The 15077-nt window shown below is 30.5% G+C and carries 17 protein-coding genes and 1 other annotated feature; of the genes, 12 read left to right on the top strand and 5 right to left on the bottom strand.

The genetic code is table 11. The features are described 5' to 3' along the window. Positions 1–74: 74 nt before the first annotated feature. Positions 75–341, bottom strand: a binding site (T-box leader). A gap of 309 nt (positions 342–650) precedes the next feature. Continuing rightward, the gene (locus GXK57_RS05140) at positions 651–1268 is read right to left on the bottom strand and encodes a GyrI-like domain-containing protein (RefSeq protein WP_160672437.1); all 618 of its coding nucleotides are present in this window, start codon (positions 1266–1268) and stop codon (positions 651–653) included. 263 nt (positions 1269–1531) lie between these two features. Here GXK57_RS05140 and GXK57_RS05135 point away from each other — a divergent pair, with 263 nt between their 5' ends. The 6 genes from GXK57_RS05135 to GXK57_RS05110 all read left to right on the top strand — a co-directional run bounded on the left by GXK57_RS05135 (position 1532) and on the right by GXK57_RS05110 (position 5725). Further along, positions 1532–2812, top strand: coding sequence for a helix-turn-helix transcriptional regulator (locus GXK57_RS05135; protein ID WP_160672434.1), 1281 nt, complete (start codon positions 1532–1534; stop codon positions 2810–2812). Positions 2813–2898: 86 nt separating this feature from the next. After that, positions 2899–3039: a hypothetical protein gene (locus GXK57_RS05130; RefSeq protein WP_160672431.1), complete on the top strand. Its 141-nt coding sequence runs from the start codon at positions 2899–2901 to the stop codon at positions 3037–3039. A gap of 87 nt (positions 3040–3126) precedes the next feature. After that, positions 3127–3264: a hypothetical protein gene (locus GXK57_RS05125; RefSeq protein ID WP_160672428.1), complete on the top strand. Its 138-nt coding sequence runs from the start codon at positions 3127–3129 to the stop codon at positions 3262–3264. Between the two features lie 93 nt (positions 3265–3357). Next, positions 3358–3498, top strand: a complete 141-nt coding sequence (locus GXK57_RS05120; RefSeq protein WP_160672425.1) for a hypothetical protein — start codon at positions 3358–3360, stop codon at positions 3496–3498. A gap of 290 nt (positions 3499–3788) precedes the next feature. Next, positions 3789–4655 carry an NADAR family protein gene (locus GXK57_RS05115; protein ID WP_160672422.1) on the top strand — a complete coding sequence of 289 codons (867 nt, stop codon included), beginning with the start codon at positions 3789–3791 and terminating at the stop codon, positions 4653–4655. An 89-nt stretch (positions 4656–4744) separates the two neighbouring features. Then, entirely contained in the window at positions 4745–5725 is a 981-nt protein-coding gene (locus GXK57_RS05110) for a MerR family transcriptional regulator (RefSeq protein WP_160672419.1), read from the top strand. A gap of 167 nt (positions 5726–5892) precedes the next feature. Here GXK57_RS05110 and GXK57_RS05105 read toward each other — a convergent pair whose 3' ends face one another. The 3 genes from GXK57_RS05105 to GXK57_RS05095 all read right to left on the bottom strand — a co-directional run bounded on the left by GXK57_RS05105 (position 5893) and on the right by GXK57_RS05095 (position 7883). Further along, entirely contained in the window at positions 5893–6615 is a 723-nt protein-coding gene (locus GXK57_RS05105) for an HAD family hydrolase (protein ID WP_160672416.1), read from the bottom strand. A gap of 196 nt (positions 6616–6811) precedes the next feature. Further along, positions 6812–6970 (bottom strand): hypothetical protein, encoded by a 159-nt coding sequence (locus GXK57_RS05100; RefSeq protein ID WP_160672413.1) that lies wholly within the window; start codon positions 6968–6970, stop codon positions 6812–6814. Between the two features lie 169 nt (positions 6971–7139). Continuing rightward, the gene (locus tag GXK57_RS05095; RefSeq protein WP_160672410.1) at positions 7140–7883 is read right to left on the bottom strand and encodes a class I SAM-dependent methyltransferase; all 744 of its coding nucleotides are present in this window, start codon (positions 7881–7883) and stop codon (positions 7140–7142) included. Positions 7884–8328: 445 nt separating this feature from the next. Here GXK57_RS05095 and GXK57_RS05090 point away from each other — a divergent pair, with 445 nt between their 5' ends. The 5 genes from GXK57_RS05090 (at position 8329) to GXK57_RS05070 (ending at position 12767) form a co-directional block, all read left to right on the top strand. Then, entirely contained in the window at positions 8329–8919 is a 591-nt protein-coding gene (locus GXK57_RS05090; RefSeq protein ID WP_160672407.1) for a sugar O-acetyltransferase, read from the top strand. A 243-nt stretch (positions 8920–9162) separates the two neighbouring features. Then, positions 9163–9450 (top strand): YciI family protein, encoded by a 288-nt coding sequence (locus GXK57_RS05085; protein ID WP_160672404.1) that lies wholly within the window; start codon positions 9163–9165, stop codon positions 9448–9450. 636 nt (positions 9451–10086) lie between these two features. Then, a complete protein-coding gene (locus GXK57_RS05080) occupies positions 10087–11025 on the top strand; it encodes an ABC transporter ATP-binding protein (RefSeq protein ID WP_160672401.1) in 939 nt (312 codons plus the stop codon). Positions 11026–11043: 18 nt separating this feature from the next. Then, a complete protein-coding gene (locus GXK57_RS05075) occupies positions 11044–11787 on the top strand; it encodes an ABC transporter permease (protein ID WP_160672398.1) in 744 nt (247 codons plus the stop codon). Further along, complete coding sequence (locus tag GXK57_RS05070; RefSeq protein WP_160672395.1) at positions 11787–12767, top strand: ABC transporter permease; 981 nt, start codon at positions 11787–11789, stop codon at positions 12765–12767. Before GXK57_RS05075 ends, GXK57_RS05070 begins: the two co-directional genes overlap by 1 nt. Positions 12768–12808: 41 nt before the next feature. Here the strand turns inward: GXK57_RS05070 and GXK57_RS05065 are convergent, their stop codons facing one another. Further along, entirely contained in the window at positions 12809–13741 is a 933-nt protein-coding gene (locus GXK57_RS05065; protein WP_160672392.1) for an EamA family transporter, read from the bottom strand. A 384-nt stretch (positions 13742–14125) separates the two neighbouring features. On the opposite strand from GXK57_RS05065, the gene GXK57_RS05060 reads away from it, so the two are divergent. Further along, positions 14126–15013 (top strand): helix-turn-helix domain-containing protein, encoded by an 888-nt coding sequence (locus GXK57_RS05060; RefSeq protein ID WP_243156372.1) that lies wholly within the window; start codon positions 14126–14128, stop codon positions 15011–15013. Positions 15014–15077 lie beyond the last annotated feature (64 nt).

Genomic DNA, 15077 nt, shown 5'->3' with positions numbered 1-15077 from the left:
TTGTTATCCGGATATATGTTTAGAGTATGATTTTTGCTAAAAGGTAATAAAAAAAGCCCTTCATCCTATATTTTATATAGGACGAAAGACTATACTTCCGCGGTACCACCTAAATTAGCTTAAAAAGCTCTCCTTAATCAGTACGGAATCATGATAGATAAAAATTGAATTCGATACTGTCCACGCTGTAACGGTCTGGCTCCGTCCAAGACTACTCTTTAAAAAAATTTCGTTTGGAAGCTCCGGGATGTTCTTCATTATCAGCTTCGTATCAGTCTCACACCACCACTGACTCGCTTTAACTACATCATAATAACTACTCTTCCCATCAATGCTTTTATAATAGATTGTTGAAATTTAACTTTGAATTTATTTCATTTTATATCGAATTTTTTTAAACGTCAATAGATTTTTAAAAGATTTTTTTAATAAAAATTCATTTTTTTTAGTAACACTTTAGAAAACCGGTAATTATAAGTTATAAGAAACCTCTAGAAACACTGTCTTTGGAAGGCAATATTATAAGAAGAGGATTTACAATATATAGTTTACTATTAAGTGCTATATCAGTAGATAAAAATAGGTTCTATATGAATTAATTAGGTTTATCATGCAATAAATGGAACGGATAACCATAAGTAGTTTTGAATTTATAAAACCATATATCTCAAAATTGTTTTTAACTTAGAAGGCTCAGTTTTTCTGGCATCTGAAATATATATTTCTCTATGTACCAAAGTTTTTATCTCTAGGTCATTTTCTTTTATAAACTGCTTCATTTGCCCAAAACTTTCTGGTTCATCATCATATGAGCCTGTATGCATCATTTGAACAGCTAAGCCATCTTCCAGAGTTTCAAAGGTTACACTATCTAACAAAGGATTATCCTTTTTATTTTTTACAATTTCAAAGGCTTTATCGGCTACTTCTTGAGTTACAAAATCAGGTTGTCTAATCATTATTTTATACACTAATTCATCTTTATCTAAGGCATCAGAATTTCTACCTTTTTCTGTTAGATCCCATAATCCTTCAAGAGGATACACTGTATATTCAAAATAACCCTCTGGCGTGTAACCTTTTTTAGGCATCATTCTCACAGCGTAAGATAAGGAATATAATATGCCTATTTTTTCAGAAAACTCCTCATCGTTAGGGTTTCCTCTACCACTTATTATAAAGAACTTTTGCTCAGGTACAATTACTAAGGTTGGCTTATCCTTTGGTAAGTAAAGATCCTTCTCCTGCTTTTTCCATTCAAATTTCATAAGTTTTCTTCCTCCAATCAAATCTATAAATAAAGCATACAATACTGAATGCGACAACAGCTTGTCATATTGCAAAATAATTCTATCAACATAACTTATGAATTTATATAAAGATACAAATAGTATAAACAATCATGTAATTATCTTGAAAAAATAAACAAAAAATATTGCAAAAAAGATGATAATTCCTATATAATGGAATATAATAGTTAACAAATGCATTATTTAAAAGGCGATAAGCTAAAGAATTAGGGGTGAGAAGTTTGGAATTTTATAATCCAAGTGAGAAAATAAAACTTATGAGGAAAAAGTTTAGAGTAAATCAAGCCGAACTAGAAGGTGCAAATATGACGAGAGCCTTCATCAGCATGATGGAAAGCGGAAAAAGAAATGTTAGTAGGACAAGCTCTAAGGCATTAGCAGAAAAGTTTAATGACATTGCTAAGAGAATATCCTTAGATCTAAATTTGGACGAAGAGTATTTTTCAAGAACACCTAAAGAAGATGCAACCTACTATTGCGAAGAGCAACTAAAGAGTGAAGTTAATCATGATAAGTTGAAAGAGTTAATTAAGATAGCAACGGATTTTGAATTAGATCAGTTATTGGCCCAAATGTATAAACTGGAAGGTGAATTATACTATAATGAAAAAAACTATAAAGATGGTTTTTTATATTTAAGAAAGGCTCTTGGAAAGTATAAGGAGCTTAGAGATAATAAAGCTCAGATTAGGATATATCTTTTAATGGGTAACTGCAAAAATAGTATAGGAGATTATGGGGATGCTATAAATTATTATGAAGACTCTATGTCATATGCATTAGATGAAACTGACATGGATAACTATTATAAAGCCAATCATAACTTAGCTTTAGTTTATATGTATTTGAAGGAATACGAAAAGTGTTTGGGTATACTTGAAAATACTATACTTGTTAACAGCGACGATATTAGTTTTGATTTATTAGTTCGAGCTAATATTACAAAAGGTATTGCTTTATACTATTGGAGAAGAGGAACTAAAAATTCACTTGAAGTATTTGAGAATTTAGTTCATATTGTCAGAGACAGAGATGATGTAAAGTTAAGCATGATATATAATAATATGGCAGAATGCTACTATGATTTGGAAGAGTATGACAAGAGTTTAGAATATATAGAAAAGGCGCAGCAGATTAAAATGCGTGTAAGCAAAGAGTCTTTAGCACGCACTCTCAATATAAAAGCTAAAGTATTATTAAAAAGAGGTCTTTACTCAGAGAGTTTATTGATTTTTAATTTAGCTATAGACTTAGCTGAAGAATATAAGAATTTTGATGCTTTATTAGAAAATTACAAGGACTTGGTGGAAGCACATGAGGATAGGAAAGAGTACGAAAGTATTGTAAGCTTAATGAACAGACTATTAGAGACTCTTGATAATTATGAGGCTAATAATGGAAGGTCATATGCAATGTTAAAGTTGGCTAAAGCATCGGTACATTTAGATAAAAAAAATGAAACTGTAAATTTGCTTGGAAAGCTAGAAAAATTATTGGAGTAATTTTTTTTGTTAACATATTTCATATATTATGGGAAAATGTGTATAATATACTATGATTATTTTATAAAGTTAAGGAGGCATGTAGAATGAGAAAAAGATTGTTAAAAGGTTTAGTGAGTATTTTGTTTGTAGGTATGTTCTTAGTTCCAGTTATAAGTAATAGTGTCTTAGTTCAAGGAGGTACAATTTCTCCTACGGGGATGGATCCTGGAACATCTATGGATTAAGATATAGCATTTTATAAAATAATAATCAAACAAAGTTGTTTAATAACATTTTAGTGATGATTTCATGCAGAATAAGAGGTGAGTATATTGAGAAAAAGATTTTTAAAAGGTATAGTAGGTATCTTATTTATTGGTATGTTTTTAGTTCCAGTTGTAAGTAATAGTGTTTCAGTTCATGTAGGCACTCTTGCACCTATGGGATTGGAACCAGGACCTGTTGATTAGTGCAAAAATAAATTAGTAGTTAATAAGTAACAATTAAGTAGAATGGTTGATAACACTTTTACAACAAGTCTATTTTGAAGAAGAGGTAAGGGTATGAGAAAGAAATTATTAAAGGGTGTAGTAGGTATTTTATTTATTGGTATGTTTTTAGTTCCAGTTGTAAATAACAGTGTTTCAGTTCATACAGGTACTATTGCACCTATGGGTGGAGAACCTGGACCTTTCATGGATTAACTAATAAGTTAATAATTTGAAAAGTAATACTTAAGTAACATTAAGAAAATGGTTTGCCTATAAATATCTAATATGCAAGCCATGAATTAAAAAATCTTTTTAATCACATATCAGTTTGAAACATTAACCTATATAGGTTTAATATCATAGCTGAAGTAGGACGAAGGATTTTTAGCGACTAGATGAATTCTATATTCATCTAGTTTTTTTATAGATAAATATAAAATGTTTGTATAGTTAGGTGGTAAAATGTTTATATGAATAAACATTGAAGAGGAGTGACAGATGTAATGGAAAATTATAATATAGACAATCCTATGGCTCCACTGTGGATTATGTATCCTAATATTAGTAGATATAGCATAGGGTGGAGAATGGGATATGGTGAAGATTATGCGTATAAATTTATATCGTGGTATGAGAGTTTGAATAATGTTGATAAAACAAAATATCAAAAAATGTTTCCAGAGCCTAAGGGATGGGAAGGTTGGTATGAAGAAAGTATAGATGAGGATTTTTATCATGGAAATATATTATTCTGGAATAAAGATGGGAAGATAAAGTATAATGTTTCAAAAATAGAAGCAGATTTTGAAGGTGGAAAAGAAGTAAAGTATCTATTCTTTTGGGGGCATCAACCTTCTAAAAATGGTAGTATAACAAAAACTTGCTTAAGTCAGTGGTGGCAGTCTGACTTCTCCATAGATACAGATAAGTATTTCTGTATGGAGCAGTATATGATGGCTGAGAAAGCAAGGCTTTTTGAAGATTATAAAACTCTTGACATGATAATGAAAAGCAAAAGTCCAAAACAGATAAAAGAATTTGGAAGGCAAGTTCAGAATTTTGATGATACAATATGGAGTCAATGTAGGGAATCGATAATCCTTAATGGAAATTATGCTAAGTTTATGCAAAATGATGATTTAAAAAATTTTCTACTGGGAACAAGGAATATGGTGCTAGTAGAGGCGAGTCCTTATGATAAGATTTGGGGAATTGGAATGGCCGCTGATGAAAGTAATATAGAAAATCCGGCTTTATGGAGAGGAACAAATCTTTTAGGTTTTGCTTTGATGGAAGTTAGAGATGTGATAACTAGGGTTTGCAAGAACTATGATAAGTTGAACGCAGATATTTTCAAGGAAAATTTATAGAATTGCCATAAAGTGACATGGTTTAGTAAAAACCATTGACTTTGACGTCGTGTCGTACTTTATGCTTAAGACAGAAAGGAGATGAAGGAATGGAGTTAATGACAATAAGTGAGGTATCAAGAAGTTTTAATATATCAACTAGAACTCTTCGTTACTATGAGCAAATAGGTCTTATTGAGAGTAAAAAGAAAGAGGATTATGCCTATAGAGTATATGATGAAGCTGCTATTAAAAGAATGAAACAGATAGTAGTGCTAAGAAAATTAAGAATTTCTTTGAAACAGATAAAAGCTATATTTGAAGATAATAGTAAATCTAGTACTGTTGATATATTTACAGAAAACCTCTTGGGGCTTAATCATGAAATAACTTCACTTACCACAATAAAGGAGATCCTCGAATTATTAATTCAGCGGTTAAAACACAGTGTTAAAGTGGGTATAAACTTTGAATTGCTGGAGAATGAAGATGTCTTAAAAATTGTGGAGCCTTTATGCCTTTCTACAATTAATATTAAAGGAGAGAGGTCAATGGAACAATTAAATAGGGCAAATGAAAACTTGAACAAGCTACAAGACAGAGAGGTAAGGATTATTTATATTCCACCAGCAGCAGTTGCAAGTATTCACTGTAGTGGAGGATTTCCAGAAATGGAAACAGGAAACTTACTTCATGAGTTTATAAAGGAAACAAAACTTTATGATAAAAAACCGGATTTTAGACATTTTGGTTTTAATAATCCTAATGGGAACATGAGTGATGGCAGTGATCATGGTTATGAGAGATGGATTACTATACCAGAAAATTTTGAGGTCAGGCCCCCATTTACAAAAAAACACTTAGCTGGTGGTCTATACTGTGCTCATATGATTCCTATGGGAGCCTTTGATGAATGGGCTAAACTGTACAATTGGGCTGAAAATAATGATAAATATGATTTAGATTTAAGTAGTGAAGATAGGAATAGTGAATGTATGGAGGAGCATCTCAACTATATAAACAAATACATGCTTTCTCCTGAAGATAGCTCTATCCAATTAGATTTACTTCTGCCTGTAAAAGAAAAGTAAACAGAGGCGGCATAAGAATAATTGTTTAAAATAAACATAAAAGTTAGATATATCCTTTATACTTAAGCTTAAAATAGTATATTAGAACATCTAGTCATATGAAAATGAAAGATATTCTATAATGACATCTTTCATTTTCAATTGTAAAAATTGTATTTCATTATAATCTATAAATATTTAGTCAACTCTGCTAGACATGAGACTTGAATGTTTGGCTTAATAAGGCTTTCTATAGTGTTAATTTTGTTATTTAGCCATATAGTTTTCATACCAAGATCTGATGCTGGTTTGATGTCTTTTTCTAAACTATCACCTACCATTACAGCTTCTTTAGGGCTAATTTTCATATTGTTTAAAGCAACTCTAAAAATTTGAGCCTTAGGTTTACCAATTCTTAATGAATAGCTAAAGGTGAAGCTATCAATTAAATCATAAATATTTGCTTTCTTAAAACATTCTTTCATTACCTCATCGTAATAACAAGTATTAGATATAATTCCTATCTTGTAACCTTTGTCTTTTAAGGATTTTAAAGTGTCGCATATTGATTGTTCAAAATACAATTGATTTATATATTCTGTGTAGAATAAGTTGATAGCTTCTATGCACTGATCCAAGGTTAAAACTACTTCATACTCTTGAAGGAAGTTATTTAGAAAATTCTCTATTGGATATTCTACAAAGGTTGTTTTCCTTTCTTTTATTCCTTCTATCCAAATTTCATAGAAACCTTGCTTTACTTGGTCAAACTCAATATTTGAGTTAAATTTGTTTAGATACCTAGTTAAATGTATTAAGCCGTGTATATCTTTTTCATAATCAGATTGTCCATAATGAAAGTGTAGTAAAGTATTACCCATATCAAAAAATATTGTTTTAATTTCATCCATAACGTAACCTCAATCTTAAATAAATTATTTATCATTAATATGTAAAATATATGAATCTTATTATATAAACTAAATTATGTTGAATACATAGTAAAAAACTAAGTAGGCAATTAAAGTTTCATAAATAATTTAATTGCCTACTTAGTTTTAAATAACAGAATTGATATAGCTATGATAATACAGATGTCTTAATAATTTAGTTCTTAGTCTTTCTCAAGTATATGTAACCTACAAAAAGTAAATACACTATCGGTACTATAATTGCTTCTTTAAATCCCAAAAAATAACTTATTACAGCCAAAAGCACTAATATAAATGCAATAACATTACTTAACTTTGTAGCAAAGAATTCCATAACTCACCTCCATATATAGTATTATTATCTTAATTATACCATAATGAAACATGAATGAATTCTTTTTGGCAATTTAATTGTGTCTAATAATATTAAAGCTGAAAAGAAACTTCAACGTCTATATATCAGAAAACTAAAAACTAATATGAATAGCTAATAGTTTTAGTAATTAGAGCTTTCTAGCTTTAATAACAAAGGAAAGAGGTAACATTTTTGCTTTCTTTGATCTTTCGCTAAGATTAGAATTGGACATCATGGTTTCTTTGTTTGTCTCTTCAGCCATATATTCCACAGCAAAACCTGCTTTTGCTAATGCATTTATATAGGTGGAAATCTTTCTATTACATAATGTGATGTCAAAACCATCATTTAGGTAGGTAAACCAACTTTCATCGAAGTAGCTTTTATCAAATATTAACTTATCATCCTCTACAACTACGCAATGATGTAATGGATGCTTCCAACTAAATATAAATATACCATCCTTTTTTAAATAAGATGCTATTCTATCAAAGGTACCTTGTAAATCTGTAGCCCAACCTACTGCATATATGGAATATACATAATCAAAATAATCTAATGGGATGCCAGATTCAGCTTCCATAGGTGCATTTATTAGTTTTGCAGAATATCCACATTCTTTTAAGTATTTTTCAGCATTTTCAATTTGTTTTGTAGACATATCTAGTCCCCAAAGCTCAGCAGCATTATGATCACCCTGGTATTTTAAGGAGTGACCACTTCCACAGCCTATATCTAAGAGCTTCTTTCCAGAAACATCACCAAATAAGTTTAAGTCATCTTCTGTTATAAATTGAACCCCGTATGTAGGAAGTGCAGTAACCCCAAACCATTCATCTGCGGTGTTGTCCCAATAGTTTTTGTTGGTAGCGTGAATACTTTTGTTTGCCATAAATAATCCCCCTAAAAATTCCATGATTATAGAATAATTTAAAATTTTAACAGCTAAGTGCAGATTTTATTTTATATTATTTTCATATTATTGTATATAGAGCATATAAATGGTTTCTGAGACTTTTATGTAATACTCTTCTAAACAAGTTAATAGTATTAATGGCTGACTTTAGCTGCATTATATTATTTGGAGAATAATGAAATAGATATAAGATGATTTTAAATAAAAATTTAAAATTGCTGTGAAAAGTAATGAACCAATGATTAAAAAAGTATAGTAGAGTATAATTGTATTTAGTGGTATAATTTGGGTATTGAGAGGAAAGTGATTAAAAATAAGAGTGTATAATTAGATGTTGAAGATTAGAAAGTGAATTTAGATCAGTGTTTATTATTTTTTTAGTGATTTTGAATAAGACTAGGGTAGGGTTGGAGGTTGTTTTATGACTTTAGAAGAGCAAAGAAATTTGATTTTATCTGGTAAAATGTATAATGATTTGACTAAAGAATTAATTCAAGCAAGAGAAAAAACTGTATTTCTTACAAATGAGTATAATAATAGTTTTGGTAAACCTCAGAAGGAAAGAGAAGAAATATTAAAGGGATTACTTAAGAATATTGGAAGTGGAGTTCACTTCGAACCAACCTTTAGATGTGAGTTTGGTTTCAATATCACAATAGGAAACAATTTTTATGCTAATTTTGATTGTGTAATGTTAGATGGTGGAGGAATAATTATAGGTGATAATGTTTTATTTGGGCCTAGAGTTGGGATTTATACATCTAATCATGCAGCCTATGCAAAAGAAAGAGTAGCTGGAGGTTGCTATGCAAAACCTGTAAGGATAGGCAATAATGTTTGGGTGGGAGCAGGAGTTCATATAAATCAAGGTGTTAATATAGGAGATAATTCAATTATAGGATCAGGTAGTGTTATTACAAAAGATATTCCTGCAAATGTAATTGCAGCAGGTGTGCCATGTAGGGTAATTAGAGAAATTACTGAAGAGGATCGTACTGGATTTGAAGCTTAGAAAGTAATTCATAATAAGCTGTATAGTCTTCTTCAAAATAATGATGCTATATTTAAGAATGTACAACTTCAATCAGAGACCTATTTTTGTGGCTGTTCTGCCTTCTGAGAATAGCTTTGAGAATATAGATATTAGGCTGTTTCAGCACAGTACTTTAACATAGCCAAATTTTATTAAGAAGTAGTATAATTATTTTATACTTTATTAATGGCGAAATTGTAACTTAGACATGGAGGAAGAGAAATGTTTATAGTAAATTTAACTTATGTGAAACCTATGGAAGAGGTTGAGAAACACTTGGTGGAGCATATTAAATTTTTAGATAAATATTATGCTAGCAATAACATTATCTGTTCAGGAAGAAAAAATCCTAGAACTGGTGGAGTAATCTTATGTAATGCAAAGAATATTGAAGAAGTAGAGAAAATTATTAGTGAGGACCCTTTTAAGATAAATAGCATTGCTAATTATGACATAGTAGAGTTCCAACCAACAAAGTATGCTGAAAACTTTAAGGAATTTGTTGAGTAATCTTCAAAATATAACTTTTCCTGAAGTTACCACATTTTATTGTGATAGATTTCATTATGAATAGTATAGCTATACAGGTATCATTTATGAAAGGTTAATTTATACATATTTGATGATACTGTCTTCTGAGGATTAGATGATCCCGGCTTCTGGAGAGTATTAATCATGCATAAATTAATAGTTGAATTTGGATACCTATAGATATAATAGTTTTAGAAGTAAATAAAGACTTTAACCACCGTATTATTCAAAAGGAATCTTATGGTGGTTTTACTTTGTGATTAAATAAAAGGTTGATCAAATATATAATTATCAAAATCTACTATCTTCTAAGGATCTTTAAGGCTTGATTAAAGACAGCATTCTAAAAAGATATTCTTAAGGAGAGGTTGGCTTAACTTACATTGAGAAAGATAGATAAAATATTTCTAAAAAGTATTTAGACAGTATATTGACTTATTGAACATTTAGGAGTATATTTACTTTAGACAATATAATGTCAAAAAAAGTTAAATATGGTGAGGATACAATTAAATAATTTAAAAATCTTAAGTCGTAGCTGATTAGATAAATATGAAGTCTACGATTATATTATTAAGTATATAGACAGTATAATGTCTAGAAAGGAAGGTAATTATGAATAATGTTATTACAGTAAAAAATCTTGAAAAGAATTATGGAGCTAAGAGGGCAGTGGATGACATAAGTTTTTCAGTAAAAGATGGTGAAGTTTTGGGCCTTCTAGGACCTAATGGTGCTGGCAAAAGCACAACTCTTAATATTTTATCTACCATATTGAAAGCAGATAAGGGAGATATAGATGTCTTAGGGCACAAGCTTAAGAATAATGCCAAAGCAATAAAACAAATCATAGGTGTAGTACCTCAAGACCTAGCAATATATGAGGAAATAAGTGCTGAGAAGAATATAAGTTTTTTTGCAAGCCTATATGGACTTAAAGGAAATGAACTTAAAAACCAAGTTAAGGAAGCTTTAGAGTTGGTAGGTCTTTATGATAAGAGGGGAGATAAGCCTAAGACTTTTTCTGGTGGAATGAAAAGAAGACTAAATATAGCTTGCGCCATTGCTCATAGACCTAAAGTTATAATAATGGATGAACCTACCGTAGGAATAGATCCACAATCAAGAAACCATATTCTGGAGTCCATTAAGATACTAAAAGCTAGAGGTTCAGCAGTGATATACTCCACACACTATATGGAAGAAGTAGAGGCAATAGCAGATAGGATTATTATTATAAACGAAGGTAAAATCATAGCTGAGGGTACTAAAGAAGAGCTTAAGGAGAAGGTTAATGATGAAATTACTTATACCTTTAAGATTAACAATACAGAAAAGATAATGGATAAAGAGCTTTATTCTATTCAAGGAGTAAAGAAGGTTAATATACTTGAAGATGAAGTAAGGGTAACTACACTAAAATCAAATAATAATCTCAATGAAATAATAGGTATTTTCTTAGATAAACAGTGTAAGGTTGAAAGTATGCAAAGTAAGGAAGCGTCTTTAGAAACAGTTTTTCTAGAGCTTACTGGAAGAAACCTTAGAGATTAATGAAAGGAAAGATTGATTATGAATTTTATAAAAATAGTAAAATTTGATTTTATTAATATAGTTAAAAATCCAACTTTATTAATTGCAAATACCATAGTTCCTATAATAATAATAGGTGTCATGGGCTTTGTTACTAAGAGCAGTTATAATGGGGCAAGGGTTGGTTCTTATGATTATTATGGAGTTACTATGATGATCTTTACAGCAATAATGCTTGCAATGACAGCAACAAATACCTTTATGGAAGAGAAGGTTAAGAGAGGTAACACACGAATTATCTATGCACCAGTGTCAAAAACAAAAATCTATTTTTCTAAACTGCTTGCCACTTATATTTTAGGTACAATTTGTCCTAGTATTATTATGATTTTAGGTCAGTACCTTATGCACATTAATTTTGGTGGAAAAAATATTTTCTATATTATGTTGTTAATAAATGCTCTTTCTTTTTTTGGTTGCTGCCTTGGTACAATGTTTTGTAGCATCTTTAAAAATGAGCAACTTGCCAACTCTATCATGCAGATTCCAATACTAATATTTATACTTTTAGGAGGCAGCTTTTTTCCAGTAGAAGGCCTTGGAAAAACAATTGCTAAAATATCAGTTATATCACCTATAAGGTGGGTTACAGAATGTGCATTTAAAATTATATATGATAATGACTTTAGTATTTTTATACCTACCCTTTGTGTAATTCTAATCTTTTCTATAGCCTGCATTATTGTGTGTCATATAACTTTTGAACCGGAGGAATACGTATAATGAATATATTAAATATCTTTAAAAATAACCTGTATAGAACCTTATCACAGAAATCTACTATAATTATGGCCTTTATTATGATACCTCTTATGACAGGTGTGGCAGTGTTTTTTTCGGAGAGGACAGAACTTAAAGGTAACATTGCTTATGTAGGTGAGAGCTCTCCAAGTATACCTAGCAACTCTAAGGTAGATATTGAAATTCTAAAAGAAAGGCCAGCTTTTTCATCTCTGCTCATGGGAAAATATAATGCTATAGTAGAAAAATCAGGAGATAATTATAATGTAACTACACTAAAAAGTAATAAGGATAAGGAATTAATAGAAATATTTTTTAAAACAGGTAAGATACCAGGTAATAGTGATTACGATGCTTCAAGAAAAGGCACAGGAACTAATATTTTAGGATATATATTGATGATTTTATTAATGCAGGGAGTAGCGCTTATAACCTTATATACTGAAGATAGGGATAAGAAGACCTTAAGAAGAATACTGATGTCACCAGCCGATGAGAGAGTATATCTTTTCACTCAAGGATTATTTACGTTTTTATCCATATTAATACCTTCTTATGTAACCTTAGTAATTACAAAGCTTGTATTTAGAGTGGATATTAATTTTAGCTATGGAATATTGTTTGTATTAGTTGCAATTATTTCAGCTTTATCAACCTCACTGGCACTTCTATTAGCTTCAGTGCTGGGAACAGATTACTCTTTAGCTTCTACAGGAATATATGTATTAACCAGTCTACTTTCAGGATGCTATATTTCCTTAGCAGGGAAAAATGGAGTTTTAGATATGTTGTTGAATATACTGCCACAAAAAGCATATATGACCATGGTCCAAGGAGTAGAAAATGGAAAGGGCATATACGAATTTAGCAGTCAACTTGTATATCTCTTTGTGTGGATTGCTGGTGCTTATTTATTAGGAAGTGCTGTAAATAAAAATAAGATTAAAGCTGGAGTTCACTAAAGCAAAAAGCACACTGAAGAGGCTAACTTCAGTGTGCTTTTCTATATAGAGGCTTTATTTAAGTTTGTCTTAGAAATTTTTAAGTTCTTTACATAAGACAATAGGATAATTGTAGCTATGATGCACAAGGTTCCTAACCATTGCAGTAACCCAAGATTTTGGTGCAGCCAAACTATAGATAATAAAGCTGCTGACAAAGGTTCAGCTGAGGATAAAATACTTGCTTCGGTTGGGGTTAAGTGCTTTAGGCTTTCTAGGTAAAGGGTAAAAGCAATTAAGGTTCCAAATAAAACTACAAAGATGATGGCTAGTATAGAATTAACATCCCATTGACCGTTGCAATCCCATGGCTGATGGATAAAGCTGAAAGTAAGTCCTCCTATTAGCATACCCCAACCTACGATAAGTATGGAACCGTATTTTTTTAGGAGCTTTTGAGGCTGCAAAGTATAAAAGGCTGCCGCAAAGGCAGAACCTAAGCCCCAAAATAAAGCTAGCTTAGAAATAGATAAGCTATGAACATTACCATTTGTGATAATAAAGAAGGTACCTAATATTGCTAAGCTTATAGCTAGAATTTCTTTTAAAGATGGAGTTTTTTTATTTCTGACAGCTAAATAGCAGGTTATTATAACTGGTGATAAATACTGAAGTATGGTTGCGGTTGCCGCATTTCCGTATTTTATAGCTGCAAAATAAGTATATTGAACGCCCACCATACCTATGACACTAAACAATACAAGTCTAAGGCTATCAGTTTTAGATTTCCATATTTCTAGGGTACTCTTTTTATCTTTGGAAAAAGAATATATTAATAAGATGACACCTGAAGCTAATAAACGTATTACGACTAACCACTCTGGGGTAAATTCTCTTTGTTGAAACAAATATTGCGCTACAGTTCCAGATACTCCCCAAAGCATAGAAGCTATAATGACAAGAAAAAGCCCTTTTATTTCTATTTTAGATTTCATTGAAGTTCTTCCTACTTTCTTTATGAAGATTTTTAATTATTTAAGTTCCAACAAGTCTTATTCTTAGAAGTATTGAAGTAAGAATCTTCTAATCAGATAATTAATAAAGTAAATTAAATAAAACTTATGTATTTGCGGTAAAATATAATTCTTTGATAGAGGTGTACAACTTTATCATTATTAAAATAATAGCCTATGTTTAATTTAAGCACAGTACTTTAACAGACCTAAATAATACAATACAAATATATTGCTTTGTATAAATAAATCTGTAATAATTTTATTATTATTTTTGAGCTTTAACAATTAATATATTGCCTAAAATAAAAACTATATTAGCGAGATGATAAAATGCAAGCAACGAAAATAGAGGTGAATCATAATTTGCAGGAAACAGTAAAGCATGGCTCTTATGATTTCCCAATAGCAGTGTATACAGATAGATTCAGTTTGTTTAAGGAAGGTTATATTAGATGGCATTGGCATAAGGAATTACAATTTTCCTATGCTATTTATGATAAGGTGGTAGTGTTTATTGAGGATGAGGAGATAGTGTTGGCTCCAGGTGAAGGAATTATGATTAATTCCAATGTGCTTCATCAGATTAAACCCTATAACAATAGCGATTGTATGATGTTTTCAATTGACTTTGACCCAGTTTTTCTTAGTGGTGCTGAGCAATCAATAATAGAGAAGAAGTATTTAACTCCGATCATTGAAAATAGTAAATTAAAATATATAAGTCTAAAGCCGGAAGAACCGTGGCAGAAGAGAATTTTGACCTTGATAAAAGCAGTGTTTACACTTTCTCATGAAAAGCCTTATGGTTATGAGCTTGAAATGAGGAATAATTTAGGTATGGTTTGGCTTAATTTGATCAGAGAAATTAAAGCTGATAGCCTGATATCGGAGCAAATAATTTCAAAGGATGATGATAGAGTGAAGTTGGCTATGGAGTATATCCATAAAAACTATACAAGCAATATTCTTTTAGAAGATATAGCAATGGCAGCCAATATAAGCAAGAGTGAGTGCTGCCGTAGTTTTAAGAGAATATTAAAACTTACGCCCTTTGAATATTTAATGGAATATAGGGTTTCAAAGGCTGCAGAGCTTCTACTAAAAACTGAAGAACCTGTTACCAATATTGCATTAGAAGTAGGGTTTAACGGGATAAGTTATTTTGCAAAGGTATTTAAAAAATATAGAAATTTTTCACCTTCGGAGTATAGAAAGAGTGCATTAAATGGTAGTCTCATAAATGAACACTAATATTAATTTATTGACGCCCAATAATTGGAAGGATATCATATAACTGTATATACATATATTTTAA

The organism is Clostridium sp. C8-1-8 (assembly GCF_009928445.1).
Classification (GTDB): Bacteria; Bacillota; Clostridia; order Clostridiales; family Clostridiaceae; genus Clostridium_AR.
Note: the sequence above shows the minus strand (reverse complement) of the source record. Positions and strands in the feature narration are given on the sequence as shown.

Bases quoted from the DNA above. Each gene is read 5' to 3' on its own strand.
- GXK57_RS05115 (WP_160672422.1), top strand. From the start codon at position 3,789: ATGGAAAATTATAATATAGACAATCCTATGGCTCCACTGTGGATTATG.
- GXK57_RS05065 (WP_160672392.1), bottom strand. From the start codon at position 13,741: ATGAAATCTAAAATAGAAATAAAAGGGCTTTTTCTTGTCATTATAGCT.
- GXK57_RS05095 (WP_160672410.1), bottom strand. From the start codon at position 7,883: ATGGCAAACAAAAGTATTCACGCTACCAACAAAAACTATTGGGACAAC.
- GXK57_RS05105 (WP_160672416.1), bottom strand. From the start codon at position 6,615: ATGGATGAAATTAAAACAATATTTTTTGATATGGGTAATACTTTACTA.
- GXK57_RS05140 (WP_160672437.1), bottom strand. From the start codon at position 1,268: ATGAAATTTGAATGGAAAAAGCAGGAGAAGGATCTTTACTTACCAAAG.
- GXK57_RS05085 (WP_160672404.1), top strand. From the start codon at position 9,163: ATGTTTATAGTAAATTTAACTTATGTGAAACCTATGGAAGAGGTTGAG.
- GXK57_RS05100 (WP_160672413.1), bottom strand. From the start codon at position 6,970: ATGGAATTCTTTGCTACAAAGTTAAGTAATGTTATTGCATTTATATTA.
- GXK57_RS05070 (WP_160672395.1), top strand. From the start codon at position 11,787: ATGAATATATTAAATATCTTTAAAAATAACCTGTATAGAACCTTATCA.
- GXK57_RS05130 (WP_160672431.1), top strand. From the start codon at position 2,899: ATGAGAAAAAGATTGTTAAAAGGTTTAGTGAGTATTTTGTTTGTAGGT.
- GXK57_RS05080 (WP_160672401.1), top strand. From the start codon at position 10,087: ATGAATAATGTTATTACAGTAAAAAATCTTGAAAAGAATTATGGAGCT.
- GXK57_RS05090 (WP_160672407.1), top strand. From the start codon at position 8,329: ATGACTTTAGAAGAGCAAAGAAATTTGATTTTATCTGGTAAAATGTAT.
- GXK57_RS05075 (WP_160672398.1), top strand. From the start codon at position 11,044: ATGAATTTTATAAAAATAGTAAAATTTGATTTTATTAATATAGTTAAA.
- GXK57_RS05110 (WP_160672419.1), top strand. From the start codon at position 4,745: ATGGAGTTAATGACAATAAGTGAGGTATCAAGAAGTTTTAATATATCA.
- GXK57_RS05120 (WP_160672425.1), top strand. From the start codon at position 3,358: ATGAGAAAGAAATTATTAAAGGGTGTAGTAGGTATTTTATTTATTGGT.